Raw genomic sequence first — 25,574 nt, 5'->3', positions numbered from 1 at the left:
AGGGATAGGGTTGAGACCAAACTCTCAACCCTAATAATAGCCGTGATTAAAGTAACCCGTCTAAATGGCAAACCATTCATGTTAAATGCTGTTTTTATAGAAACAATCGAATCTTTTCCCGATACGACCATCACGCTTTCAAACGGGCGGAAATATGTCGTAAAAGAGGCAGAGGATCAAGTTTATGAAGCAATACAGAAGTTTTATCAATCTGTCAACCTTTTAGGACGGCTTCAGGTGGAGGATAAAGAAAATGAAGAAAAATAAGCTAGTCATGATTATGGCAATCTTGCTAGTAGCAATTACACTGGTTGGTGCCATAGCAGTTGTAGTGATTCTTAAGGTAACTGGGGAAGATAAAGAAAAGGAATTAACCATTGATGAAGTGTTAGAAGCATCAGTAGACATTCCGCAAATGACAGCAAATCTTGCTAGTAATGACTTTATTCGTATCTCATTCAAAATTCAAACAGATAGTGTAACAGCAAAAGAAGAATTAGAAAAAAGAGATTTCCAGGTGAAAAATATCATTATTTTAGAGCTGTCTGAAAAAACAGCAGAGGATTTAAAAGGTAAAGAAGGTCAACAAAAGCTGGAGAATGACTTGAAAACAAAGATTTCTGAGATTATGCAAGAAGGAAAAGTAGAGCATGTGTATATTACTGAATCTCTCCTCCAGTAAGATTGTAACCTTAGAGAGGAAGAACGGAGGTGAGGAAATTTGTCAGGTGAAGTACTCTCACAGAGTGAAATAGATGCTCTCCTATCGGCACTTTCAACAGGGGAAATGGATGCGGATGAGTTGAAAAAGGAGCAATCCGAGAAGAAAGTTCGTGTGTATGACTTTAAAAGAGCACTAAGATTTTCGAAAGATCAAATCCGTAGTTTAACGCGAATACACGAAAATTTTGCTCGTTTGTTAACCACATACTTCTCTGCTCAATTACGTACGTATGTGCAAATATCTGTTGCATCAGCAGACCAAATTCCTTATGAGGAATTTATTCGCTCCATTCCGAAAATGACAATCTTAAACGTTTTCGAGGTTCCGCCACTTGAAGGAAGAATCCTAATGGAAGTGAATCCAAATATTGCATATGCAATGCTAGACCGCCTTATGGGTGGAAGAGGGTCCAGTATCAATAAAGTAGAGAATTTAACAGAAATCGAAACAAAGATCATGTCCAATACGTTTGAAAAATCCTTTGAAAACTTACAGGAAGCTTGGTCAACGATTTCAGAAATTGATCCTTACTTAGCTGCGTTTGAGGTGAATCCTCAATTTCTGCAAATGGTATCTCCAAATGAGACGGTTGTCGTAATCTCACTTAATACCGTGATTGGGGAAACAACTGGAATGATCAATATTTGTATTCCTCATGTTGTGTTAGAACCAATCATTCCAAAGCTTTCTGTTCACTATTGGATGCAAACAGAAAAGAAGGAAAGAGAACCACAGGAGATTGCACAATTAGAAAAAAGAATTCAAACAGCTACCGTGCCTATTTCAGCAGAGCTTGGACATTCGGAAATATCCATCCAAGATTTCCTTATGCTAGATATAGGTGATGTGATTGAGTTGAATCAGGCAATTGATGGAGCATTAACGATAAAAGTTGGAGATATACCTAAATTCTTAGCTCAACCAGGAAAGGTAAATAAAAAGCTTGCAGTGCAAGTATTAGACACATTGAAGGGAGGAGACGATGATGGTGAGTGATGGCATGCTTTCACAAGATGAAATAGATGCTCTTCTAAGAGGAACAGATGAACCTGATAATGATATGGCTGTGAAAGAAGAAGCCATTAATGTGGAAGATTATCTTTCTTCGATGGAACAAGATGCTCTTGGGGAAATTGGTAATATTTCGTTTGGTAGTTCAGCAACAGCACTATCAACTCTTCTAAATCAAAAAGTAGATATTACAACACCTAGTGTTGTTGTTATACCAAAGAGTAGACTGGCAGAGGAATTCCCACAACCATATGTTGCGATACAAGTGAGCTATACTGAAGGATTTTCAGGAACTAATCTTTTAGTTATTCAACAGTCCGATGCAGCGATTATAGCTGATTTAATGTTAGGTGGGGATGGGATACAACCAGCCGATCTAATGGGAGAAATTCAATTAAGTGCAGTGCAAGAAGCGATGAATCAAATGATGGGATCTTCAGCCACATCGATGTCGACCATTTTTAGTAAAAAGGTAGATATTTCACCGCCTTCGATTGACATATTAAATGTACTTGAAGGGGAAGGGACAGACAGACTTCCAGTCGATGATATGTTAGTAAAGATATCTTTCCGACTAAAAGTGGGAGATTTAATCGACTCAAGTATCATGCAATTGGTACCATTAGAATTTGCAAAAGGACTAGTGGAAGAATTGTTAAATCCGAGTCCCACAAATGAAATGGAATCAGATAAAATAGAGGATACGAAAGATCCTGGGTCTAATGACCTATCGGAGCCTACACCAATTCCTAGTGCATCACATCAACCTCCAATGCAAGGAGGGTATGGTGGGCAAATGCAACCACCTACACAAGCTCATTCGAACCAAGAGCAATGGGGCCAAGTACCACCACTCGGGGTTTACCAAGCGCCAATAAATCAGGCGTATCCACAAGGACCACAGCATTTTGGGTCACCTTATGCTTCAATAGGGGCACAGCCAAATGTACAGCCAGCAAGTTTTTCAAGTTTTGAGCAATATCCACCACTTCAGCAATCAGAGTCTAAAAACCTTGATATGCTGTTAGATATTCCTCTTCAGGTAACAGTTGAGCTTGGTCGTACAAGACGGTCAGTTAAAGAAATTCTTGAGTTATCTTCAGGTTCAATTATTGAATTGGACAAACTAGCAGGAGAACCAGTGGATATTCTTGTTAATAATCGCCTAATTGCAAAAGGTGAGGTTGTTGTCATTGATGAAAACTTTGGTGTTCGCGTAACAGACATCATTAGTCAGAGTGATCGAATAAAAAAACTAAGATAATCTTTTGGGGGTAAAATTTTTATGGCACATAAAATTCTTATTGTTGACGATGCTGCATTTATGCGAATGATGATAAAGGACATACTATCGAAGAATGGATATGAAGTTGTTGGAGAAGCGGCTGACGGAGCTCAAGCAGTTGAAAAATATAAAGAGACAAGCCCAGACCTAGTGACAATGGATATCACGATGCCAGAAATGGATGGAATTACTGCATTAAAGGAAATTAAAAAAATTAATCCAAATGCAAAGGTCATTATGTGTTCTGCTATGGGTCAGCAAGCAATGGTTATTGATGCAATCCAAGCGGGAGCAAAGGACTTTATCGTAAAACCTTTCCAAGCGGATCGTGTAATTGAAGCTATCTCAAAAACACTTGGTTAATAATTAAAATTAGAGGTGCAGCGCATTGCAAAAAGGAAAGTTATTCTTCAAAGTGTTGCTTCTAGTACTTATTGCTTTGCAGGGCTCCAATCAAGGAGCCTTCGCAGAGCAATTTAACAGTATTAAGGACTGCTTAGAGGACGAAAGCAAATGTAGTGAAGATCAATTGAAAGAAGTAGAAAATAATGAGGAAACAACTACTGATAATAATGAAAATACATCAACTGTTGGTTTGACCTTCTGGGACTTCTTAAAAATGATTTTTGCAACAATATTTGTCATTGCATTATTGTATGCAATATTAAAATTTATCAATAAAAGAAGTCGTTCCTTCTCAAGTAATCAACTTGTGGAGAATTTAGGTGGAACAGCTCTAGGAACCAATCGTTCCATTCAAATTGTGAAAATAGGCAATCGTGTGTTAGTAGTCGGAGTAGGCGAGGATGTAAAGCTTCTAAAAGAAATCGATGATGAGGACGAAGCGCGTCAAATCATTAATGATTATAACGATCGAATGGACCAGCTTGTTCAACCAAGCGATATTGTGACAAAGCTAATTGAAAGAACGCGAAATATAAAACAAGGTTCTAGTAGGGAAGAAGCGTCATTTTCCTCTACGTTAAAAGCCCAGCTTGAGGAGCTCTCTAAAGGGAGGAAAAAGCTTTTTGATGAAATGGAAAAGAAAGGGTCAGACAAGCGATGAATGAATTTATGGAGTTTTTTAACGGCAGCGATCCTGAAAATGTGTCTACCTCAGTTAGGCTACTGTTAATGCTTACCGTTCTTTCCTTGGCTCCTAGTATTTTGGTTCTGATGACTTCCTTTGTCCGAATTGTAATCGTTCTTTCCTTTGTCAGAACGGCGCTTGCTACGCAACAAATGCCACCGAATCAGGTGTTAATTGGATTAGCTTTATTTTTAAGCTTTTTTATCATGGCGCCAACCTTTCAAGAAGTCAATGATCAAGCGTTAACACCTTTATTTAATGAAGAAATCAATCTTGAAGAAGCTTATTCAAGAGCTTCCTTGCCACTAAAAGAGTTCATGAGTGCACATACGAGACAAAAGGATTTGGCTCTTTTTCTTGAATATTCAAAGGCTGAGCGACCAGAAACGGTGGCTGATATTCCTTTAACCACTCTTGTACCAGCGTTTGCAATCAGTGAAATAAAGACAGCGTTTCAAATAGGTTTTATGATTTTTATTCCATTTCTAGTAATTGATATGGTCGTTGCAAGTGTGTTAATGTCCATGGGAATGATGATGCTTCCACCGGTTATGATTTCTTTACCATTTAAAATATTGCTATTTGTTTTAGTAGACGGTTGGTACTTAGTGGTTAAATCACTACTAGATAGCTTCTAAGAAGGTGATTGGATTGACTCCAGATAGTGTAATTACCATTGCTGAACAGGGGATTTGGATGGTCATAATGATTTGTGGTCCCTTGCTTGCATTGGCTTTAATAGTAGGTTTAATTGTAAGTATATTCCAAGCGACGACGCAAATTCAGGAACAAACGCTTGCTTTCGTTCCAAAAATTGTTGCAGTTTTGCTAGGATTAGTATTTTTTGGACCTTGGATGCTAAGTCATATGCTATCCTATGCAAACGAAATCTTTACTAATTTAACAAGGTATGTGGGATAACCTATGGTAGACTTTCTTCCAACGTTCCCGGCATTTTTATTAGTGTTTGTAAGGGTTACATCTTTTTTCTTATTAATGCCATTATTTTCTTATCGTTCGATTCCGACTACTCATAAGGTCGGACTGGGGTTTTTCTTGTCATGGATTATGATCTTTACATTTGATGCACCGGTTTTAGAAATAAACGGTGCTTACTTTTTATTGATTATAAAAGAAGCAATGATTGGTATTATGTTAGGTTTTATTGCTTATGTCATTATGGCGGCCATCCAAATAGCAGGCGGCTTTATTGATTTCCAGATGGGGTTGGCGATTGCAAATGTTATTGACCCTCAGACGGGAACACAGAGTCCATTAATGGGGCAATATTTATATACGATATCATTGTTCTTTTTATTGGCATTAAACGGACATCATCTTTTACTTGATGGAATTTATTTTAGTTATCAATTTATTCCATTGGAGCAAGCTTGGATTCCATTAGGAGATGCAAACATACCTAATTACATACTTTCATCCATTTCAAAAATGTTTGGTGTTGCCCTCCAATTATCTATACCGGTTGTTGGAAGCCTATTTTTGGTCGATGTTGCCCTCGGAATTGTAGCAAGGACAGTACCACAGCTAAATATTTTTGTAGTGGGTCTTCCCTTAAAATTAGGTGTTGGTTTTATTGTTCTTATTGCTGTAATGAGTATATTAATGGGTGCTGTTGCGACACTATTTGAAACCATGTTAACAACGATGAGAGGGTTAATGGAATTGATTGGGGGTCTGTAGCTTGAAAACCCTTCGTTTAGATTTACAGTTCTTTTCAGGGGAAAAAACAGAAAAAGCTACCCCAAAGAAACGGCAGGAGTCTCGGAAGAAAGGTCAGGTTGCTAAAAGTCAGGATGTGAACACAGCCGTCGTCTTACTTGCTGTTTTCTTGTTCCTTTTCTTTGCAGGTGGTTATATAAAGGATATCATTTTTCGATTATTTCAACATTCTTTCCAAGAATATATGAAGCTAGAGATAACCGAAAGCAATATTCAAATGATGTTTCTCGAAATTCTTAGTGAAATGGTTCTTATTTTAGCACCAATTATGGCAGTAGCTATGGTGGCTGGTGTCGCATCGAATTTTGCTCAGTTTGGATTTCTTTTCTCGACAGAAGCGATTCAGCCTAAGCTTGAGAAGCTTGATCCGATAAAGGGAGCAAAGAATATCTTTTCGATGCGTGCGATTGTAGAGCTACTAAAGTCCATGTTGAAAATTAGTTTTGTCGGTGGAGTCACCTTTGCTGTACTTTGGAATCGGAAAGAAGACATCTTAATACTGTCACAAAAATCCATAGGCGCTTCTATGATTACGTTAGCAGGTTTAACCGTACAAATGGGACTGATTGCTTCTGCTGCCCTTTTATTTCTTTCCATCCTTGATTATATGTATCAAAAATACGACTTTGAAAAAAAGATTCGAATGTCTAAACAAGATATAAAAGATGAGTATAAGAACATCGAAGGGAATCCCGAAATAAAAGGAAAAATTAAGCAAAAACAACGTGAAATGGCGATGCGAAGAATGATGCAGGATGTTCCAACTGCGGACGTTGTTATTACGAATCCAACCCATTATGCTATTTGCTTAAAATATGATGAAACAAAGCAGGATGCTCCATTTGTAGTAGCCAAGGGAGTAGATTTTATGGCTCAAAAAATTAAGATGATCGCTAAAGAGCATGATGTCGTTATGATGGAAAACCGTCCATTAGCAAGAGCATTGTACAGTCAAGCAGAAATTGGAGAAGCAATTCCAGAGGAGTTTTTTAAGGCAGTTGCAGAAATTCTAGCATTTGTTTATAAAACAAAGCAAAAGATATAAAGATATTATTGTATTACTTGAGGAGAGATAGTGATGTCAGGACGAGATTTATCGGTAGTAGTAGGCGTAATATTAATTGTCGCGATGCTCATTATCCCTTTCCCAACATGGCTATTAAGCATACTAATTATGCTGAATATTTCATTGGCTCTTCTTGTGCTGTTAAATAGTATGAATATGAAGGAACCTCTACAATTTTCTGTTTTCCCATCCTTGTTATTACTGTTAACTCTTTATAGATTGGGGCTTAATGTATCAACAACAAGGGCAATCCTTACACATGGGGAAGCAGGTGGAGTGGTTGAAACCTTTGGATCTTTCGTAGTTGGTGGAAATGTAATTGTTGGGATTGTTGTGTTTATTATTCTTGTTATTATTCAATTCATTGTTATTACAAAAGGGTCAGAGCGTGTATCTGAGGTAGCGGCGAGATTCACACTTGATGCTATGCCTGGTAAGCAAATGAGTATAGATGCAGACTTAAATGCAGGAATGATATCTGAACATGAGGCAAAAGATCGTCGTGAAAAAGTTAGTAGGGAAGCAGATTTTTATGGAGCGATGGACGGAGCAAGTAAGTTTGTTAAGGGAGATGCCATTGCCGGGATCATTATCGTAATGATCAACTTGATTTTCGGAATTGTTGTTGGTGTGACCCAACTTGGTTTACCAATAGCTGATGCAGCAAAACAATTCTCTTTACTAACGGTAGGAGATGGAATTGTTAGTCAGCTGCCTGCGTTATTAATATCAACTGCGACAGGTATTGTTGTGACAAGAGCTGCTTCAGATGGGAATTTAGGAACAGATATTACGGGTCAGTTAATGGCGTATCCAAAAATGCTATATATTACCGGTGGAACAATCTTTATACTTGGTCTATTTACGCCGATAGAAGATATATTAACCATTCCAATCGCAGGACTTTTAGTATTTGGTGGGTATATGTTCTCTAGAGTTCCTAAGCAGGACATCACAGAGATTCAAGAAATGGAAGAAGAAATTCAGACAGATGAAATGAAGAAGCCAGAAAGTGTGGTAAGTCTACTTAATGTAGATCCAATTGAATTTGAATTTGGTTATGGGTTAATCCCTTTAGCTGATTCGAATCAGGGCGGAGATTTACTCGATCGGATTGTCATGATCCGCAGACAGCTTGCTATCGAACTTGGTCTTGTGATACCTGTTGTGCGAATCCGGGACAATATTCAGCTTCAACCAAATGAGTATCGTTTAAAGATTAAGGGGAGCGAAATGGCTAGAGGTGAGCTGTTATTGGATCATTACTTAGCGATGAGCCCTGGCATTGACGATGATAGTATCGAGGGAATTGATACGGTAGAGCCTTCGTTTGGCTTACCAGCTAAATGGATTACTGAGGAAGTAAAAGAGCAAGCGGAAATTTTCGGGTATACAGTCGTCGATCCCCCTTCTGTTGTATCGACTCATATTACTGAAGTAATAAAAAACAACGCACATGAGTTACTGGGTCGCCAGGAAACGAAGCAGTTAATCGATCATTTAAAAGAAAGCTATCCGATTTTGGTAGAAGAGGTTACACCTAATCCTTTAACAGTAGGTGAAATCCAAAAAGTACTTGGAAAGCTTCTTCGTGAAAATGTATCTGTCAGAAACTTACCAATTATATTTGAAACACTTGCCGACTTTGGAAAGGTAACTACCGATACCGATTTGCTAACTGAATACGTTCGACAAGCACTAGCGCGACAAATTACCAATCAATACCGTGCCGGTGGTCAAACGATTCGAGTGGTGACTGTTTCGGGGAAAATTGAAAAGCTAATTGTCGATAACATTCAACAAACAGAGCATGGGAACTACTTAGCACTTGATCCATCTGTATCACAATCTATATTAGAATCACTGGCTACTCAGGTAGAACAGTTATCTATTATGGAACAATCGCCAATTGTGCTATGTTCACCAGCTGTAAGAATGTACGTTAGACAGTTAACAGAGCGATATTTTCCACAGATACCGATTCTCTCATACAATGAGCTTGAAGCGAATGTAGAAGTACAAAGCGTTGGGGTGGTGAATATAGATTGAAGGTAAAAAAATATACAGCTCCGAATATGCCTGAAGCTATGAAGCAAATTCGAGCGGAACTTGGAAACGATGCAGTTATTTTAAATTCTAAGATTGTCACAACCGGGGGATTCTTAGGTTTTTTTAAAAAGGAAAATATTGAAGTCATCGCGGCCATTGATGAAGTGATTCAAGCCGAAAGAAAAATGCAATTTGAACAGCCAAAGGTAAAGGTAAAGCCTCTTGTAAAGCCATTGCCTACAATAGTAGATAGAGAAGTGGTTCCATTACCGATCAGGAGTGCAGAACCCTCTATCACTAAGCCCTTACCTAAGCAACCGACAAGCGGAGGGGATATAAAGGTTGACGAAGACATGCTTGCAGAAATTGCAGGTTTAAAAAAAATGCTACAAACAATCACAGAGCAGCAACCAGATCTCCCTCTTCCAGAACCTATACAGAAGTGTGGGCAGCGGTTGCTTGATCAGGAAGTTCCAAAAGACATAAGAGATGAACTTATTTCTTCCCTTTTACAAAAATGGTATTCAAATGGTTCGGGGGCAAACGAAAGAGAAGTAAATAAGTGGTTGCGCCAAGAATTATATGATCGTTTAAGTACTCTCACATTTGGTGGGATTTCCTTTACGAAAAAATATATAAACCTTGTCGGACCAACGGGTGTTGGAAAGACGACAACGTTAGCCAAAATTGCTGCTGAGTGTGCTCTGAAGTATAAAAAAAGGGTAGCGTTAATCACTACCGATACGTATCGAATTGCAGCCATTGACCAGTTAAAAACGTATGCGAAAATTTTAAATGTCCCATTAGAGGTTTGCTACAGTCTGGAAGATTACAAGCAAGCGTGTGAAGCATTTAAGGATTACGATATTGTATTGATTGATACCGCAGGCAGAAACTTTCGGAATCAACAATATGTTGAGGACTTAAAAAAGGTTGTTGATTTTGAACATGACATGGAAACATTTCTTGTGTTAGCTTTAACAGCCAAACAAAAAGACATGATTGATATTTACGAACAATTTTCGTTAATAAAAATTAATAAATTTATTTTTACAAAAGCTGATGAAACATCTACATATGGTGCCATGCTCCATATGATGAAATCTAGTCATATCGGTGTGGCCTACATTACAAACGGACAAAATGTACCAGACGATATGATTTCAGCTAATCGTGAGCAAGTAACGAATTTGATACTTGGGGTCGAATAAGCCATGAAAGATCAAGCAGAAATGTTAAGACAAAGAATTCAACAAATGAGTGGAAAGCCATCTCCAAAAACCCTGGCAGTCGTGAGTGGAAAGGGTGGAGTTGGGAAATCAAATTTCTCATTAAACTTTTCCATTTCTTTAGCGAGTCGAGGATACAAGGTCCTCCTATTTGATATGGATGTTGGTATGGGGAATATAGATATTTTGATTGGCCAGTCTGCATCTTACTCGATCGTGGACTATTTTGAAGGACGAAATACACTGTCCGAAATTGTTTCTACTGGTCCTCATGGATTACATTATGTTGCGGGTGGAACAGGTTTAACTCATTTTGTTAATATGGACAAGTCGGTTCACATGAAGTTTACAGAGGATTTGTCGAATCTTCTTTCAGATTATGAATACATCCTTTTTGATATGGGGGCAGGTGCCACAAAAGAAACGGTTCCTTTTATCCTCGCAGTTGATGAAGTTCTAGTGGTTACAACACCAGAACCAACGTCAATTACAGATGCATATGCGATGATGAAGCATATTCATTTACATGATTCGAGTCTGCCATTTTTGCTTATCGTCAATAGAGTCCATTCTGAAAATGAAGGAATGGAAACATTTCAACGATTACGAACCGTAGTCAATCGATTTTTAAACCGTGAAATCATCGAGTTCGGTATGATACCGGATGATCGGCAGGTCCATCAAGCGGTAAAGAAACAAACGCCATTTATTTTTAACGAGAAAGCACCAGCTGCTAAAGCGTTACAACAAATGACAAGTCGTTTTGAGGCAAGACAATTTGAAACAATTTCTGATAAGCCCAAAACGCATTTTGTTTCAAAATTAAAGCGATTTTTGTTTGAAAGGTAGTGCTTGTTTATGAGCAAAATTAAAGTGCTTATTGTGGATGATTCGGCATTTATGAGAAAGCTCATTCAAGACTTTTTAACCGAGGATCCAAGAATGACTGTTGTTGGCTCAGCAAGAAATGGTGAAGATGCAATAAAAAAAGTAATAGAACTTGAGCCAGATGTAGTAACATTGGATGTTGAAATGCCGATATTAAATGGGATTGAGGCATTAAAACGAATCATGACTGAGAAACCAACTCCAGTCGTCATGCTCTCGAGTACAACAAAACAGGGAGCTGAAAACACGATACTAGCGATTCAATATGGAGCAACTGATTTTATTACAAAGCCATCAGGTGCGATTTCTCTAGACTTGCATAAAGTGAAGGAAGAGTTGGTAGAAAAGGTAGTTTCTGCAAGTAAAGCCAATATAAAGCAGCTTGTGAAGCGGGATAGTCAGGAAAAAAACACTGTAAATAAGCATATCGATTATAGTAAAATAGAACCAAGTAAAAAGAATCAATTCAATGCTTTATTAGGAAAAAAACTAGTGTGTATAGGTACATCTACGGGTGGACCACGTGCGCTTCAACAAGTGATAACTAAGCTACCGAAGACGATTGATGCCCCTGTTTTAGTAGTGCAGCATATGCCGGCAGGATTTACGAAAAGTCTGGCTGTAAGATTAGACTCACTCTCAGAGGTTCATGTCAAAGAAGCTGAAGAAGGGGACATTATCCAAAAAGGAACTGTTTATATTGCACCAGGTGGATTTCACCTGAAACTCAAATCGGTAGGAGCAAACTTAGCAATCCAATTAGATCAGTCCCCACCAAGAAATGGCCATCGTCCTGCTGTGGATGTGATGTTTGAGTCCTGTAGTGAGCTATCTACTTATGCAAAGATTTCCGTTATCATGACTGGGATGGGATCAGATGGTACAAAAGGACTAATCAAGCTGAAAGAGTCGGGGAATGTAGTTGCTATCGCGGAATCAGAGGAAACATCCATCGTTTTTGGAATGCCGAAAGCAGCTATTGCAACAAAGCTAGTAGATGAAGTAAAAAACGTTGATAATATTGCAGAAACAATAATGAAATACGTATAACTCCAAGGAGCTGTTGGGCATGGAAATGAGCCAATATTTAGAGGTTTTTATCGAGGAAAGTAAAGAGCATCTTCAGAACTGTAATGAACGATTACTTGATCTTGAGAAAAATCCAAGTGATCTTAGCATTGTTAATGATATTTTTCGCTCAGCACACACGTTAAAAGGAATGTCGGCAACGATGGGTTACGAAGACTTAGCTAGTCTAACTCATCAAATGGAAAATGTTTTGGACGCCATTCGAAACCAAAAAATATCAGTTACACCTGAGACTCTTGATGTTGTGTTTGAAGCTACTGATGATTTAGAGGCAATGGTGTTTTCGATTGCTGATGGAGGCGACGGAAAACGTGATGTTGCTACCGTAGTGGAAAAGCTTAAGTTGATTGAAAAGGGAGAAAGGCTAGCTATATCTCAAGGGGCAAAGGAGGTAGCTGCAACATTAGCTCCAGATGCTCCTCGTGCACTAAAAGGTGAATACGATGAGTTTGAGTATACGGTACTACAACAATCAATCGAACAAGGGTTTCAAACGTATGAAATTACGATTGCACTGAGAGAAGATTGCTTGTTGAAAGCTGCAAGAGTTTTCATGGTATTTGAAGTGATTGAGAAACTAGGAGAAGTAATTAAATCGACTCCTTCGGTTGACCAGCTAGAAGAGGAACAATTTGATCAAGAGTTCACGGTAACGATTGTATCAAAAGAACCAATGTCTGATATTCAAAGCAAGGTGATGAAAGTATCCGAGGTTGATAGAGTAGACATTCACCCTCTTTCCATGGAACAACTCCGTCCGACCGCGGAAACAATTTCTGAACCAATCAAACAGGAAGTAATTATTACTGAAGAAGTAAAAATAGCAGAACCTACTCAACAAGAGGAACAGAAAAAGCAAACATCGGTGAAACAGGCTAGTAATAAAACAATTCGTGTAAATATTGAGAGACTAGATATTTTAATGAATTTGTTTGAAGAGCTTGTCATTGACAGAGGTAGATTAGAGCAAATCTCAAGGGATCTAAATAATTCAGAGCTTCATGAAACTGTTGAGCGAATGAGCCGAATTTCTGGAGATCTTCAAAATATTATCTTAAATATGCGAATGGTACCAGTTGAGACAGTATTTAACCGTTTCCCAAGAATGGTGCGACAATTAGCGCGGGATCTAGGGAAAAAGATTAATTTAGAGATTGTTGGTGCAGAAACGGAACTAGATCGTACCGTAATTGATGAAATAGGTGACCCGCTTGTTCACCTAATTCGGAACGCGTTAGACCATGGTGTGGAAACACCTGAGGTAAGAAGAGCGAAAGGCAAGAGTGAAGAAGGAACCGTTATCTTAAAGGCTTTCCACAGCGGAAACCATGTGTTTATTGAATTATCTGATGATGGTGCTGGAATTAACCGTGAAAGAGTATTAAATAAAGCATTAAAGAACGGTATTATTACCGAACAAACGGCTGCAACGTTAACAGACAAGCAAGTATATGAACTGATCTTTGCATCAGGTTTCTCAACAGCGGAAAAAATCTCCGATGTATCTGGACGAGGCGTTGGTCTTGATGTTGTGAAAAACACGATTGAATCACTTGGTGGTACCGTGTCAATTGATTCGAAAGAAGGAGAAGGCTCAGTATTCTCCGTTCAACTTCCTCTTACTCTTTCTATTATTTCTGTTATGTTAGTAGAAATTCAGAAGGAAAAATACGCAATCCCGCTTTCTTCAATTATAGAGACAGCAATTGTTAAAAAAGAAGATATTCTGAACGCACACAATCAAAAGGTAATTGATTTCAGAGGGAAAGTAGTCCCACTCCTATTCTTAAAGGATATATTTGAAGTTCCTGTTTTTGAAGAAGAGGATGAGTTTTTCTCCGTGATTATTGTAAGAAAAGGCGACAAGATGGCAGGGCTTGTGGTTGATTCCTTTATTGGACAGCAAGAAGTAGTGTTAAAGTCGCTAGGAAACTATTTAACAAATGTATTTGCTATTTCAGGAGCAACAATTCTTGGAGACGGTCAAGTGGCACTCATTGTAGATTGCAATGCACTAATTAAATAACAACTTCTAGTGTGTCTAGCATGTTAGGAAAGAGGGGGAAGTCTCATGAGTGAGACATCAGTAGCAGATTTAAAACTTATTATCTTCCAGTTAAAAGGAAAGGAATATGCGATTCCAGTGAGCAAGGTTCGTTCCATTGAAAAGGTACAGCATATTACTAGAGTCCCTAGTAGCTCGCACTTTGTAAAGGGTGTTATTAATTTAAGAGGAGTTGTTACTCCTATTATAGATTTAAGAAGTCGCTTTGGAATTGAAGAGGAAGCCTATTCTGACAGTACGAGAGTTATTATTGTTACTTTAGAAGATATGGAGGTTGGCTTAATCGTAGATGCCGCCAACGACGTTCTAGATGTCCAAACAGAAGCCATTGAACCTCAGCCAGAAGTGGTCGGAACAGAAGAGACGAACTATATTAGTGGAGTGGTAAAGGTCGACAAGCGTTTAATGATCTTACTTGACCTTGAAATGGTCTTAAATCCAGAAGAACTTAAAGCAACTCAAGGAATTGAAGGATAACCAAATGGGATTTATTAGTAATCTTTCTTCTATTCATTTGGACATATTAAAAGAAATCGGCAATATTGGTGCGGGCCACGCAGCAACTGCTCTTTCTAAACTTTTAAATAAAAAGATAGATATGCAGGTTCCCAATGTTAAAATTGTAACTTTTGATGAAATGATGGAGCTCTCGGGTGGAGCGGATCATGTGGTTGCTGCGGTGTTTCTCCGTATTGAAGGGGAAGCACCTGGCAGTATGTTTTTTGTCCTACCTCCTGAACAGGCAACTGTCTTCATTAAGCAGATGATTGGTGATGAAGAATTTACCTTTGATCAATTAGCAGAGAATGAAATAGCTACCTCTGCCTTGCAGGAGCTTGGAAATATCTTATCTGGTTCCTATTTGTCTTCACTATCCGATTTTACTGGCCTGGCTTTGTATCCATCTGTTCCTGCATTAAGCGTTGATATGGTTGGCGCTATCATAAGCTTTGGATTGATTGAACTATCACAGGTAAGTGATTATGCAATAGTTATTGATACAGCGTTAAATGAAGATGATGTTGTAATAAGTGAAAGTGTACGAGGCCACTTCTTCCTGTTGCCTGACCCGGACTCCTTTCATATTATCTTTGAATCTTTAGGAGTTAGGGATAATGGATGAAAAAGTTGAGATTATTAAGGTTGGCATAGCGGATATGAATGTAGTAACTGCTCCTAACCGAATTAGAACATCTGGCCTTGGGTCATGCGTGGGAGTCGTCATATATGATCAAGTAAAAGAGATTGCAGGCCTTGTTCATATTATGCTCCCTGATTCATCCCTTTCTAAAGCCGGTACGATGAATCTTGCAAAGTATGCTGATACCGGGGTGAAGGAGCTTGTGAAAAAGCTCGTTCAAATAGGCGCAAGACCTTCTTTGTTAAAAGCAAAAATTGCAGGTGGAGCGCAAATGTTTCAATTTAGCAATACAAGTGACATGATGAGAATAGGTCCAAGAAATGTAGAAGCGGTAAAAAGAGAGTTGGCTGAGTTAAAAATTGCTATCATGGCAGAGGATGTTGGAGGAAATAGTGGGCGAACGATTGAGTTTTGTCCGAAGTCAAAAATCTTACACATTCGAACGGTTAACAAAGGCACTCAGGAATGGTAGAATGGAAAGCAATGAACGATCAGCCTTTTATTGGAATGGCTGATTTTTTTTGCAACTAAAAAATCGATTATTGTTTGAAAGAAATAAGGACTGTTTATATTAAGAAAGTATTTAATTTAACGATTGATTTGAACAATGTCGTTTGGAGGAGGAAACCATGGGACAGGCACCTTCGATCGAGGAACAAAACATATGGGAAAAATGGACTTCCAAAAGAGACAGTGATGCAGGTGATTATTTAGTAAGAAAATATATGCCGCTTGTTAGCTATCATGTCCAAAGGATTTCCGTTGGTTTACCGAAGAATGTTTCACGAGATGATTTAAAGAGCTTAGGGATGATTGGTTTATATGATGCGCTTGAAAAATTTGATCCAACAAGGGATTTGAAATTTGATACATATGCGTCCTTTCGTATTCGAGGAGCCATCATTGATGGATTAAGAAAGGAAGATTGGCTCTCTAGAAATACAAGAGATAAAGCCAAACGAATTGAGCAAACCATTGAAAAGTTAGAACAAAAACTAATGAGAAATGTGACTTCTAAAGAAATAGCAGAAGAGCTAAATATGAGTGAAGACGATGTTCACAATACGATGAACGAGCATTTTTTTGCTAATGTTTTATCAATTGATGAGCAACCGGATGGTGAGGAAAAAGACGGAGCTGGATTCTCGTTAAAGGATGAGCGCGCAGAAATACCAGAGGAAACAATTATTAAAAATGAGTTGATTTCTGAGCTATCATCTATGATTTCTCATTTAAATGATAAAGAACAGCTCGTATTAAGCTTGTTTTATCAGGAAGAGTTAACATTAACTGAAATTGGACAAGTGATGGATTTATCGACGTCAAGAATATCGCAAATACATTCCAAAGCTATATTTAAACTAAGACAAACATTACAAAAAATCGTTTAATAGAATGATTTTTTATCTGTACATAATTAGGTAGGGAGATGGCAACCGGGTATGAGTTTAAAAGCAATAGAAATGCAAATTGCTCTTCCTAGGATGCAAGATGCTAGCAAGCTTCAAGAGCAAATACAGCAGCGTGGACAGCAGCAAAATGATGTTGCTGCAAACAGCATCGCAAAAGAAGTAGAAATAAATAGAAATTCAGTTAATAAGCATGAGCAGAAGGAACAGGTTCGCTTAAAGGATCAACAAAGAGATAAGAATGGGAACCAACAGGGGAAGAAAAATAGAAAAAATAAAGAGAGTCAGCCAGTGAAAGAAGTTCATCCATATAAAGGAAACTTTTTTGACTTTTCCGGATAGAGGGATGATATGACGAGTGTATTTTTATTTATCAGTATCGTATTAAATATAATTGCGTTGTTTTCCATTGTGATCTTATACCTTCGCCAGTCAAAGCTATTTGAAGTGGAGAAGAAGCAACAACGAATGATTGAGGAAATGGAAGATGTCATTTCAACCTATTTGGCTGAAATGAAAGAAGAGAACGAAAGCTTTATTGAGAGATTGACAAAGGCAGCTAACAATCAGTCCAACAAGAAGGAAAATAGAAAGAAGAAAGAAGTTAGCATAGAAACAATACTTCCGAGTGCAGAAGTAGAGAAGGTTTCGGTTCCAATTAAAAGTTCAAAGAGCCATGCTGTTAAAGCTTACAAGATAGGTGCTATTCAGCCATTAACAGAAGAAGATGTTGAGGTACTTCTTCCAGACTTTAATGAGGCAGAAGGCCCTACTGTGGACCTCGAAGTGGAAAAGGAAGTAGAGGAAACTGTACAAGAAGTGACTGAACCAAAAGAAAATAGCCTGCTGGAGGAAGTGGTACATTTACAAGAGCAAGGCCTTACATATGAAGAAATTGCTAAAAAGCTCCATAAAGGTCAGACAGAGATTGAACTTTTACTCAAATTTCGTCAAAATAATCAAGAATAAACTTGATTGTAAGATTTGATTATGCTATATTAACTTTTGGTGTTAATACACACGTTCATGGATTTGGACAAAGGGTGCTGTTTCGACAGTTTTGTCTAAAGTTGAAATGGGCGGAGGAAAATAAAAACCATTAGGAGGAAACAAACATGTCAGTAATTTCAATGAAGCAATTACTTGAAGCTGGTGTACACTTCGGACACCAAACTCGCCGCTGGAACCCTAAGATGAAGAAATATATCTTCACTGAGCGTAACGGCATCTACATCATCGATCTTCAAAAAACAGTTAAGAAGGTTGAAGAAGCTTATAACTGGGTAAAAGAACTAGCTGGTAACGGTGGAACAGTTCTTTTCGTTGGTACAAAGAAGCAAGCTCAAGACTCTGTAAAAGAAGAAGCAATCCGTTCAGGTCAGTACTATGTTAACCAACGTTGGTTAGGTGGTACTTTAACAAACTTCGAAACAATCCAAAAGCGTATTGCACGCCTTAAAGATATCGAAAGAATGGCTGAAGATGGTACATTTGATGTACTTCCTAAGAAAGAAGTTGTTCAACTTAAGAAAGAGCAAGAGCGCTTAGAAAAGTTCTTAGGCGGAATTAAAGATATGAAGCAACTTCCTGATGCTTTATTCATTATCGACCCTCGTAAAGAGCGTATTGCAGTTGCTGAAGCACATAAATTAAACATCCCTATCGTTGGTATCGTTGATACAAACTGTGATCCAGACGAAATCGATGTTGTTATCCCTGCAAACGACGACGCTATCCGTGCTGTTAAGCTTTTAACTGGTAAAATGGCAGATGCTATTTTAGAAGCGAAGCAAGGCGAAGAAGTTACAGCGTAATACGTTTTGGCCTGAGGAAACACTAGTTACTAAAAGGTGATAAGAGGGACCCCCTTTATCACCTTTTTTTAAAGAATGAACTCGAATTTTGATTAGCTTTTTCAAAGCTAGTTAACACTAAAATACATAGCTTTTAAGGAGGAAACTCACATGGCAGTAACGGCTCAAATGGTAAAAGAATTACGTGAAAAAACAGGCGCAGGTATGTTAGATTGCAAAAAAGCACTTCAAGCAACTGAAGGTGATATGGAAAAAGCAATCGACTTCTTACGTGAAAAAGGTATGGCTAGCGCTGCGAAGAAGGCAGACCGTGTAGCAGCTGAAGGAACTACTTATATCCTTACTCAAGGAAACGAAGCAGTTATTCTAGAAGTTAACTCTGAAACAGATTTCGTTGCTAAGAACGAAGGTTTCCAAGTACTAGTTAAGGAACTTGCTGAACACGTTCTTGCTAACAAGCCAGCTTCAGTTGAAGAAGTAAATGCACAAACAATGGCTAACGGTGCAACAGTTGAGTCTCACGTAAACGCAGCTATCGCAAAAATTGGTGAGAAAATCTCTCTTCGCCGTTTTGAAATCAAGTCTAAGGGTGACAACGATGCATTCGGTGCTTACCTACACATGGGTGGACGCATTGGTGTGTTAACAGTTTTAGAAGGAACTGCTGACGACGCTGCTGCTAAGGATGTTTCTATGCACATCGCTGCATTAAACCCTAAGTATGTATCTCGTGACGAAGTTTCTGCTGAAGAAATTGAGCGTGAGCGTCAAGTTCTTACACAACAGGCACTTAACGAAGGTAAGCCAGAAAACATCGTAGCGAAAATGGTTGAAGGCCGCCTAAGCAAATACTTCCAAGACGTTTGTGTGAACGACCAAGCATTTGTTAAAGACCCAGATCAAAAAGTAAAAGCATTCGTAGAATCAAAAGGTGGAAAGATTCGCGAATTCGTACGTTACGAAGTAGGAGAAGGAATCGAAAAGCGTGCTGATAACTTCGCTGAAGAAGTAATGAACCAAGTAAAAGGGAATTAATAATTAAAAAGCGGAGACAGCTTGATCTGACCCGACAGGCATAAGGCGAAGACCGCAGGAGGTCCTGACCTCTGGAGGGCTTTGACTAATGACCCAGAGGGTCAAGCTGTCGTAGCTGGATATCTAGAGCGTCAACTCTATTCCTAGGGAACACACCTGTGTTCCCTATTTTTCAAGAAAGCTTAAAGTAGCAATATACATATGGAGGTTTCTATGACCAGTCCGAAATATAAACGCGTCGTACTAAAACTAAGTGGTGAAGCACTTGCTGGTGAGCAAGGCTTCGGAATTAATCCGAAAGTGATTAAATCGGTTGCCGATCAAGTAAAGGAAATTGCGGATTTAGATGTTGAGGTAGCCGTTGTTGTCGGTGGCGGAAATATCTGGCGAGGTAAAATTGGTGAAGAGATGGGAATGGACCGTGCAAATGCAGACTATATGGGGATGCTAGCAACAGTCATGAACTCATTGGCCCTTCAAGATAGTCTCGAACAATCAGGTGTGGAAACGCGTGTACAAACTTCTATTGAGATGCGACAAGTAGCGGAACCTTATATTCGCAGACGAGCAATTCGTCATCTTGAGAAGAAGCGAGTGGTTATTTTTGCAGCAGGTACTGGAAATCCTTATTTCTCAACCGACACAACAGCTGCATTACGTGCTGCGGAAATCGAAGCAGAAGTCATCTTAATGGCTAAGAATAATGTCGATGGAGTATATTCTGCTGACCCACGTATTGATAAAACAGCGAAGAAATATGATGAGCTTTCTTATTTAGATGTACTTAAGGAAGGATTAGCTGTCATGGATTCAACTGCTTCTTCTTTATGTATGGATAATGATATACCACTTCTTGTTTTTTCTATTATGGAGCAAGGAAATATCAAACGTGCCGTAATGGGCGAATCCATTGGGACTATTGTGAGGGGGAAAAAATAATGCCGAAACAAATCGTTGCAAATGCGAAAGAACGTATGAATAAAGCAATCGGTGCTTACACTCGTGAACTTGCTGGAATTCGTGCAGGACGTGCGAATGCATCTATGCTCGATCGAATTACGGTCGACTATTACGGAGCACCAACTCCAATTAACCAACTTGCAGGTGTTTCTGTACCAGAAGCGCGTATGCTTGTGATTCAACCGTATGATAAATCTATTTTAAGCGATATTGAAAAAGCAATCTTAAAATCAGATATCGGTATTACTCCTTCAAATGATGGAAGCATCATTCGTCTTGCGATTCCTCAGTTAACAGAAGAGCGCCGTAAGGAATTGGTGAAGGTGGTAAAGAAAGAATCTGAAGATGCAAAAGTTGCCATCAGAAATATCCGTCGTGATGCGAATGACGACTTGAAAAAGCTTGAAAAGAATGGTGAAATCACTGAAGATGACCAACGTGGTTATTCTGATGACATTCAAAAATTAACGGACGAGTATATTACAAAGGTTGACCAGCTAACAAAAGACAAAGAGAAGGAAATTTTAGAGGTTTAATGAACCGAGAGAATACCCTCTATTTATAGGGGGTTTTTCTGTTCTAATGAATTTGATTTCTTTTCCAAGTAGTGCTTTAGTTTTTTAGAGATATCTCTTCTCTTTTTTGGTATGATAAAAGCAGGCAAAATTAGGTACCTGCTTTTTTCATTACGCTCTTTTCTAGCGGTACAGTGTACAATCATTAAAACAAATAAATACATTGTGACTAGAGAAGAAGCATTATTACAACTAAATGTAGTCTTTTAGCCACATGATTACATTTTGGAGGAGCCGTCTTATGTTAGAGAAAATAAAGCTTTGGAAGAATAAACCGTCTTCTGAACTCGGGCGTCGGATAACAACAATAAAAAATCAATCCGTACCAGCTCATATTGCTATTATTATGGATGGAAACGGGCGTTGGGCGAAAAAACGGGCCTTGCCTAGAATCGCAGGTCATCATGAAGGGATGAAGGTTGTCCGTAAGATAACGAAGCTTGCAAATGAATTGGGAGTGTCCACGTTAACTTTATATGCTTTTTCAACAGAAAACTGGAAGCGACCGAAAATGGAAGTTGACTATTTGATGAAATTACCTGAGGAGTTTTTAGGAACCTTTCTCCCAGAATTGATAGAGGAAAATGTCCAAGTACGTATGATTGGATATAAAGAAAGTCTGCCCGCTCATACGCTAAATGCAATTAATCGAGCTATTGAAGACACGAAGGACAATGATGGGTTAGTGTTAAATTTTGCTCTTAACTATGGAAGCAGGGCAGAAATCTTAGAAGCAGTAAAGAACGTCTTAAAAGACCACAAAAGTGGTATACTGACAGAGAATAATATAAATGAAGAAGTATTTTCTAACTACTTAATGACGAGTGAATTAAGTGATCCGGATTTACTCATTCGTACGAGTGGTGAAATACGGTTAAGTAACTTTATGCTCTGGCAACTAGCTTATACAGAATTTTGGTTTACAGACGTGCTGTGGCCAGACTTCTCAGAAGAACACTTAGTCGAAGCAATCGAAGTATTCCAAAACCGTCAAAGGCGGTTTGGGGGAGTATAATAAAGGTGTTGACACAATAAGATGAAACAAAGAATTATTTCGGCAATTATATTTGGGGCCATATTTATCCCTTTAGTAATTTTGGGTAAATTACCCTTTGTTCTATTAGTGTATGTTTTAGCAACTGTTGCACTGTATGAACTGTTAAAAATGAGAAATATCCAATTAGCCTCTATTCCGGGGCTCATTTCAATGCTTGTGCTTTGGATCTTTTTAATACCGAAGCAGCTGCAAAATATTTTTGGACCAATGCACTATACGAAGGTCGAATTTGCCCTTTTAGCGGTTTTGCTGCTGTTAACTTACACGGTTGTAACAAAAAATCGCTTTACTTTCGATGATGTTTCCTTTTCGATAATGGCAACTTTATATATTGGAATGGGATTTTTCTATTTTATTGAAATTAGAGAAACAGCAGGGCTGATGTTTATTTTTTATTCCTTATTTATCGTTTGGGCCACAGATTCTGGTGCGTATTTTATCGGGCGAGCGATGGGGAAAAATAAGCTATGGCCTGACATAAGCCCAAATAAAACGGTTGAAGGATTTATAGGTGGCATCGTATGTGCGGTTATTGTAGCTATCTTTTTTGCCTTGTTCTCTCTTGAAACGGTATCCACAATAAGACTTCTTATTGTGACAGTTTTCTTATCTGTTTTTGGACAGGTTGGCGATCTTGTCGAATCCGCACTGAAACGACATTATAATGTAAAAGATTCAGGCAATATAATGCCTGGACACGGTGGCATCCTAGATCGATTTGATAGCTTGCTGTTCGTTTGGCCGGTCTTATATTTTATTTTGCTACCGTAACATCATATCCGGGAATCTTTTAGAAGGTTCTCGCTTTTGAATCGGAGTTGGAAAAATGAAGTACATAAGTTTATTAGGTGCAACTGGTTCTATCGGAACACAAACTCTTGATATAATAAAAGAGCACCCTACAGAGTTCGTATTGGCAGCCATGTCAGTAGGTAGAAATATTGATTTAGCTAGAAAGTTGATAGCTGAATTTCATCCTGAATTAGTATGTGTGTTAAATAAAGAAGACGCTGAGAGTTTGAAGCTGGAATTTCCGAAAATAAGCTTTACCTATGGGCTCGAAGGGTTAAGTGAAGTAGCGGTATATAAGAAATCTACCATTTTGGTAAATGCAGTAATGGGAAGTGTGGGTCTAGAACCTACATTGCATGCGATTGAAGCTGGAAAAGCGATTGCTTTAGCCAATAAGGAGACACTAGTCACAGCTGGTCATATCGTAATGAATGCTGTTCGACGAAATCAAGTCCCATTATTGCCCGTCGATAGTGAGCATTCTGCTATTTTTCAAGCGCTACAAGGAGAATTTGAAAAAAATATTGGGAAGTTAATTTTAACCGCATCGGGTGGCAGCTTCCGTGACCGTACTCGAAGTGAGTTGGAAAATGTAACGGTACAAGATGCGCTCAATCATCCAAATTGGTCCATGGGAGCAAAAATCACGATTGACTCTGCTACTATGATGAACAAAGGGTTAGAAGTTATTGAAGCGCATTGGCTATTTGATATTCCCTATGAAAAGATTGATGTTGTTTTACATAAGGAGAGTATCATTCACTCTATGATTGAGTTTCATGATAGTAGTGTCATGGCGCAGCTAGGGACTCCAGATATGAGAGTACCGATCCAATATGCTTTAACGTATCCAGATCGGTTACCATTAAAAACAGCGCAAACATTAAATTTAGCGAAAGTCGGTCAACTCCATTTTGCAGAAATGGACTTAGATAGATTTCGCTGCCTAAAATTTGCCTATGAAGCAGGAATTGCTGGAGGGACACTTCCGACCGTTCTTAATGCGGCAAATGAAATAGCGGTTGAGGCGTTTCTAAAAGGAAAGATCACCTTTTTGCAAATTGAGGATTTAATTGAAAATGCGTTAACGAACCATCAATCAATAATGGAGCCAAGTTTAGCAGAAATTAAAGCGGTTGACGACGAGACACGCAAGTATGTGAATTCACTTCTATAAAAAAAGGGTGGTTATAATTTGAACACAGTCATAGCCTTTATCATTATTTTTGGGGCACTCGTATTTTTCCATGAATTAGGACATTTTATCTTTGCAAAACGAGCAGGTATTCTTTGTCGTGAATTTGCAATTGGAATGGGTCCGAAAGTCTTTTCGTATAAAAAAGGAGAGACACTCTATACGATACGTTTATTGCCGATTGGCGGATATGTTCGCATGGCTGGAGAAGATCCCGAGATGGCTGAAATTAAACCAGGCTATCGTGTAGGACTAATACTGGACAAGAATGAAGTGATCGAGAAGATCATACTAAACAACAAAGAAAAGTATCCGGATGCTAGGATCATTGAAGTGGAATATGCCGATATTGAACAAAAATTACAAATAAAAGGCTATGAAGAAGGAGAAGAAGATACTTTAAAAACCTTCTCTATTAGTCGAAATGCATATTTAGTGGAAAACGGTGCAGAAACACTGATCGCTCCATATGATCGTCAATTTGTTTCTAAAACTTTAGGTCAAAGAACAATGGCCATTTTCGCTGGACCGATGATGAATTTTGTATTAGCCTTTCTTATTTTTGTTGTTATTGCTTTGTGGCAAGGAGTACCGACAAATGAGCCCATCTTAGGTAAGTTAACTCCAGATGGAATGGCTATGCAATCCGGTTTACAAGAAGGGGATGTCGTTCAAAGTATCGATGGCGGTGAAATATCTACTTGGGAAGATGTAGTAGAAATTATTCGTCAAAACCCTGAAAATGAATTAGAGTTTTTGGTTTCTAGAAACGGTGAGGAGCTTGAAATTCCAGTTACACCAAAAGCACAAGACGTGGATGGTACAGAAATTGGAATCATTGGTGTGTATAACCCAATGGAAAAATCTCCTGTAAAGTCTGTTACGTACGGGTTTAAAGAAGTATACTATTGGACAGTTGAAATTTTCTCTATGCTTGGAAAATTAATCGTTGGTCAATTTTCAATTGATGCACTGTCTGGTCCAGTTGGTATTTATGAATCAACTGCCACCGTTGCTAAATCTGGAGTTATGTACCTGATGAAGTGGGCGGGAATCTTAAGTATTAATCTTGGTATTATGAACTTGCTTCCAATTCCTGCTTTAGACGGTGGAAGATTGATGTTCTTTGCAGTAGAAGCATTGAGAGGAAAGCCGATTGATCGTCAAAAAGAAGGCATGGTTCATTTCATTGGATTTGCTCTTTTGATGCTCCTAATGTTAGTAGTTACTTGGAATGATATACAAAGGATATTCCTTTAATCTGACATGAGGCTGTCCCATAAAGAGGTGTCAGACACTTCGAGGGGCAGCCTTAAAATATAAATTTATTAAAATGAATTGGTCGAAGAGGTGCTAGTAG

At 38.5% G+C, this 25,574-nt stretch carries 29 protein-coding genes; all 29 read left to right on the top strand.

Annotated features, from left to right (window positions below; genetic code table 11):
- Positions 1-42 precede the first annotated feature (42 nt).
- Positions 43-267, top strand: coding sequence for a flagellar FlbD family protein (locus tag ACRX5O_RS07755; protein ID WP_433905415.1), 225 nt, complete (start codon positions 43-45; stop codon positions 265-267).
- Positions 254-682, top strand: coding sequence for a flagellar basal body-associated protein FliL (fliL, locus tag ACRX5O_RS07750; RefSeq protein ID WP_119707546.1), 429 nt, complete (start codon positions 254-256; stop codon positions 680-682). The genes ACRX5O_RS07755 and fliL overlap by 14 nt, the downstream gene beginning before the upstream one ends.
- Before the next feature lie 39 nt (positions 683-721).
- A complete protein-coding gene (gene fliM / locus ACRX5O_RS07745) occupies positions 722-1,720 on the top strand; it encodes a flagellar motor switch protein FliM (protein ID WP_119707547.1) in 999 nt (332 codons plus the stop codon).
- Positions 1,710-2,999: a flagellar motor switch phosphatase FliY gene (fliY, locus tag ACRX5O_RS07740; protein WP_433905529.1), complete on the top strand. Its 1,290-nt coding sequence runs from the start codon at positions 1,710-1,712 to the stop codon at positions 2,997-2,999. The genes fliM and fliY overlap by 11 nt, the downstream gene beginning before the upstream one ends.
- 21 nt (positions 3,000-3,020) lie before the next feature.
- Complete coding sequence (cheY, locus tag ACRX5O_RS07735; protein WP_066053291.1) at positions 3,021-3,383, top strand: chemotaxis protein CheY; 363 nt, start codon at positions 3,021-3,023, stop codon at positions 3,381-3,383.
- 25 nt (positions 3,384-3,408) lie between these two features.
- Positions 3,409-4,086, top strand: a complete 678-nt coding sequence (locus ACRX5O_RS07730) for a flagellar biosynthetic protein FliO (protein ID WP_433905414.1) — start codon at positions 3,409-3,411, stop codon at positions 4,084-4,086.
- Positions 4,083-4,748, top strand: coding sequence for a flagellar type III secretion system pore protein FliP (gene fliP / locus ACRX5O_RS07725; RefSeq protein WP_119707550.1), 666 nt, complete (start codon positions 4,083-4,085; stop codon positions 4,746-4,748). The genes ACRX5O_RS07730 and fliP overlap by 4 nt, the downstream gene beginning before the upstream one ends.
- A gap of 13 nt (positions 4,749-4,761) precedes the next feature.
- Entirely contained in the window at positions 4,762-5,031 is a 270-nt protein-coding gene (gene fliQ, locus ACRX5O_RS07720; RefSeq protein WP_119707551.1) for a flagellar biosynthesis protein FliQ, read from the top strand.
- Between the two features lie 3 nt (positions 5,032-5,034).
- Positions 5,035-5,811 (top strand): flagellar biosynthetic protein FliR, encoded by a 777-nt coding sequence (gene fliR, locus ACRX5O_RS07715; RefSeq protein WP_433905413.1) that lies wholly within the window; start codon positions 5,035-5,037, stop codon positions 5,809-5,811.
- A 1-nt stretch (position 5,812) separates the two neighbouring features.
- Positions 5,813-6,895, top strand: coding sequence for a flagellar biosynthesis protein FlhB (gene flhB / locus ACRX5O_RS07710; RefSeq protein ID WP_433905412.1), 1,083 nt, complete (start codon positions 5,813-5,815; stop codon positions 6,893-6,895).
- A gap of 33 nt (positions 6,896-6,928) precedes the next feature.
- Positions 6,929-8,965: a flagellar biosynthesis protein FlhA gene (flhA, locus tag ACRX5O_RS07705; protein ID WP_251515698.1), complete on the top strand. Its 2,037-nt coding sequence runs from the start codon at positions 6,929-6,931 to the stop codon at positions 8,963-8,965.
- Positions 8,962-10,176, top strand: a complete 1,215-nt coding sequence (gene flhF, locus ACRX5O_RS07700; RefSeq protein WP_433905411.1) for a flagellar biosynthesis GTPase FlhF — start codon at positions 8,962-8,964, stop codon at positions 10,174-10,176. The genes flhA and flhF overlap by 4 nt, the downstream gene beginning before the upstream one ends.
- A gap of 3 nt (positions 10,177-10,179) precedes the next feature.
- A complete protein-coding gene (locus ACRX5O_RS07695; RefSeq protein WP_433905410.1) occupies positions 10,180-11,043 on the top strand; it encodes a MinD/ParA family protein in 864 nt (287 codons plus the stop codon).
- Between the two features lie 9 nt (positions 11,044-11,052).
- Positions 11,053-12,132 (top strand): protein-glutamate methylesterase/protein-glutamine glutaminase, encoded by a 1,080-nt coding sequence (locus ACRX5O_RS07690; protein ID WP_433905409.1) that lies wholly within the window; start codon positions 11,053-11,055, stop codon positions 12,130-12,132.
- 19 nt (positions 12,133-12,151) lie between these two features.
- On the top strand, positions 12,152-14,197 hold the full coding sequence (locus ACRX5O_RS07685; protein WP_433905408.1) for a chemotaxis protein CheW: 2,046 nt from the start codon (positions 12,152-12,154) through the stop codon (positions 14,195-14,197).
- Between the two features lie 45 nt (positions 14,198-14,242).
- Complete coding sequence (locus tag ACRX5O_RS07680; RefSeq protein ID WP_433905407.1) at positions 14,243-14,713, top strand: chemotaxis protein CheW; 471 nt, start codon at positions 14,243-14,245, stop codon at positions 14,711-14,713.
- A gap of 4 nt (positions 14,714-14,717) precedes the next feature.
- A complete protein-coding gene (locus ACRX5O_RS07675; protein WP_433905406.1) occupies positions 14,718-15,359 on the top strand; it encodes a chemotaxis protein CheC in 642 nt (213 codons plus the stop codon).
- Positions 15,352-15,849 (top strand): chemotaxis protein CheD, encoded by a 498-nt coding sequence (locus tag ACRX5O_RS07670; protein WP_433905405.1) that lies wholly within the window; start codon positions 15,352-15,354, stop codon positions 15,847-15,849. Before ACRX5O_RS07675 ends, ACRX5O_RS07670 begins: the two co-directional genes overlap by 8 nt.
- A 157-nt stretch (positions 15,850-16,006) precedes the next feature.
- The gene (locus ACRX5O_RS07665) at positions 16,007-16,768 is read left to right on the top strand and encodes a FliA/WhiG family RNA polymerase sigma factor (RefSeq protein ID WP_251515684.1); all 762 of its coding nucleotides are present in this window, start codon (positions 16,007-16,009) and stop codon (positions 16,766-16,768) included.
- Between the two features lie 51 nt (positions 16,769-16,819).
- The gene (locus tag ACRX5O_RS07660; protein WP_433905404.1) at positions 16,820-17,128 is read left to right on the top strand and encodes a hypothetical protein; all 309 of its coding nucleotides are present in this window, start codon (positions 16,820-16,822) and stop codon (positions 17,126-17,128) included.
- A 9-nt stretch (positions 17,129-17,137) separates the two neighbouring features.
- Positions 17,138-17,755, top strand: coding sequence for a DUF6115 domain-containing protein (locus ACRX5O_RS07655; protein ID WP_433905403.1), 618 nt, complete (start codon positions 17,138-17,140; stop codon positions 17,753-17,755).
- A gap of 146 nt (positions 17,756-17,901) precedes the next feature.
- Positions 17,902-18,600, top strand: coding sequence for a 30S ribosomal protein S2 (gene rpsB / locus ACRX5O_RS07650; protein WP_430773930.1), 699 nt, complete (start codon positions 17,902-17,904; stop codon positions 18,598-18,600).
- A 150-nt stretch (positions 18,601-18,750) separates the two neighbouring features.
- Entirely contained in the window at positions 18,751-19,635 is an 885-nt protein-coding gene (gene tsf / locus ACRX5O_RS07645) for a translation elongation factor Ts (RefSeq protein WP_433905402.1), read from the top strand.
- A gap of 213 nt (positions 19,636-19,848) precedes the next feature.
- Positions 19,849-20,574 carry a UMP kinase gene (pyrH, locus tag ACRX5O_RS07640; protein WP_251515674.1) on the top strand — a complete coding sequence of 242 codons (726 nt, stop codon included), beginning with the start codon at positions 19,849-19,851 and terminating at the stop codon, positions 20,572-20,574.
- Entirely contained in the window at positions 20,574-21,131 is a 558-nt protein-coding gene (frr, locus tag ACRX5O_RS07635; protein ID WP_433905401.1) for a ribosome recycling factor, read from the top strand. Before pyrH ends, frr begins: the two co-directional genes overlap by 1 nt.
- A gap of 280 nt (positions 21,132-21,411) precedes the next feature.
- Positions 21,412-22,185, top strand: a complete 774-nt coding sequence (gene uppS, locus ACRX5O_RS07630; RefSeq protein ID WP_119707569.1) for an undecaprenyl pyrophosphate synthase — start codon at positions 21,412-21,414, stop codon at positions 22,183-22,185.
- A 21-nt stretch (positions 22,186-22,206) separates the two neighbouring features.
- A complete protein-coding gene (locus ACRX5O_RS07625) occupies positions 22,207-22,998 on the top strand; it encodes a phosphatidate cytidylyltransferase (RefSeq protein WP_119707570.1) in 792 nt (263 codons plus the stop codon).
- A 55-nt stretch (positions 22,999-23,053) separates the two neighbouring features.
- Positions 23,054-24,196 carry a 1-deoxy-D-xylulose-5-phosphate reductoisomerase gene (locus tag ACRX5O_RS07620; RefSeq protein ID WP_433905400.1) on the top strand — a complete coding sequence of 381 codons (1,143 nt, stop codon included), beginning with the start codon at positions 23,054-23,056 and terminating at the stop codon, positions 24,194-24,196.
- A gap of 18 nt (positions 24,197-24,214) precedes the next feature.
- Positions 24,215-25,474, top strand: coding sequence for an RIP metalloprotease RseP (gene rseP, locus ACRX5O_RS07615; RefSeq protein WP_433905399.1), 1,260 nt, complete (start codon positions 24,215-24,217; stop codon positions 25,472-25,474).
- Positions 25,475-25,574: the final 100 nt, after the last annotated feature.

This window comes from Robertmurraya mesotrionivorans, assembly GCF_050971805.1.
In the GTDB taxonomy this organism is placed as follows: Bacteria; Bacillota; Bacilli; order Bacillales; family Cytobacillaceae; genus Robertmurraya_A.
Note: the sequence above shows the minus strand (reverse complement) of the source record. Positions and strands in the feature narration are given on the sequence as shown.

Bases quoted from the DNA above. Each gene is read 5' to 3' on its own strand.
- fliL (WP_119707546.1), top strand. From the start codon at position 254: ATGAAGAAAAATAAGCTAGTCATGATTATGGCAATCTTGCTAGTAGCA.
- fliY (WP_433905529.1), top strand. From the start codon at position 1,710: ATGGTGAGTGATGGCATGCTTTCACAAGATGAAATAGATGCTCTTCTA.
- cheY (WP_066053291.1), top strand. From the start codon at position 3,021: ATGGCACATAAAATTCTTATTGTTGACGATGCTGCATTTATGCGAATG.
- fliP (WP_119707550.1), top strand. From the start codon at position 4,083: ATGAATGAATTTATGGAGTTTTTTAACGGCAGCGATCCTGAAAATGTG.
- fliR (WP_433905413.1), top strand. From the start codon at position 5,035: ATGGTAGACTTTCTTCCAACGTTCCCGGCATTTTTATTAGTGTTTGTA.
- flhA (WP_251515698.1), top strand. From the start codon at position 6,929: ATGTCAGGACGAGATTTATCGGTAGTAGTAGGCGTAATATTAATTGTC.
- ACRX5O_RS07695 (WP_433905410.1), top strand. From the start codon at position 10,180: ATGAAAGATCAAGCAGAAATGTTAAGACAAAGAATTCAACAAATGAGT.
- ACRX5O_RS07690 (WP_433905409.1), top strand. From the start codon at position 11,053: ATGAGCAAAATTAAAGTGCTTATTGTGGATGATTCGGCATTTATGAGA.
- ACRX5O_RS07685 (WP_433905408.1), top strand. From the start codon at position 12,152: ATGGAAATGAGCCAATATTTAGAGGTTTTTATCGAGGAAAGTAAAGAG.
- ACRX5O_RS07680 (WP_433905407.1), top strand. From the start codon at position 14,243: ATGAGTGAGACATCAGTAGCAGATTTAAAACTTATTATCTTCCAGTTA.
- ACRX5O_RS07675 (WP_433905406.1), top strand. From the start codon at position 14,718: ATGGGATTTATTAGTAATCTTTCTTCTATTCATTTGGACATATTAAAA.
- ACRX5O_RS07670 (WP_433905405.1), top strand. From the start codon at position 15,352: ATGGATGAAAAAGTTGAGATTATTAAGGTTGGCATAGCGGATATGAAT.
- ACRX5O_RS07665 (WP_251515684.1), top strand. From the start codon at position 16,007: ATGGGACAGGCACCTTCGATCGAGGAACAAAACATATGGGAAAAATGG.
- ACRX5O_RS07660 (WP_433905404.1), top strand. From the start codon at position 16,820: ATGAGTTTAAAAGCAATAGAAATGCAAATTGCTCTTCCTAGGATGCAA.
- ACRX5O_RS07655 (WP_433905403.1), top strand. From the start codon at position 17,138: ATGACGAGTGTATTTTTATTTATCAGTATCGTATTAAATATAATTGCG.
- rpsB (WP_430773930.1), top strand. From the start codon at position 17,902: ATGTCAGTAATTTCAATGAAGCAATTACTTGAAGCTGGTGTACACTTC.
- tsf (WP_433905402.1), top strand. From the start codon at position 18,751: ATGGCAGTAACGGCTCAAATGGTAAAAGAATTACGTGAAAAAACAGGC.
- pyrH (WP_251515674.1), top strand. From the start codon at position 19,849: ATGACCAGTCCGAAATATAAACGCGTCGTACTAAAACTAAGTGGTGAA.
- frr (WP_433905401.1), top strand. From the start codon at position 20,574: ATGCCGAAACAAATCGTTGCAAATGCGAAAGAACGTATGAATAAAGCA.
- uppS (WP_119707569.1), top strand. From the start codon at position 21,412: ATGTTAGAGAAAATAAAGCTTTGGAAGAATAAACCGTCTTCTGAACTC.
- ACRX5O_RS07625 (WP_119707570.1), top strand. From the start codon at position 22,207: ATGAAACAAAGAATTATTTCGGCAATTATATTTGGGGCCATATTTATC.
- ACRX5O_RS07620 (WP_433905400.1), top strand. From the start codon at position 23,054: ATGAAGTACATAAGTTTATTAGGTGCAACTGGTTCTATCGGAACACAA.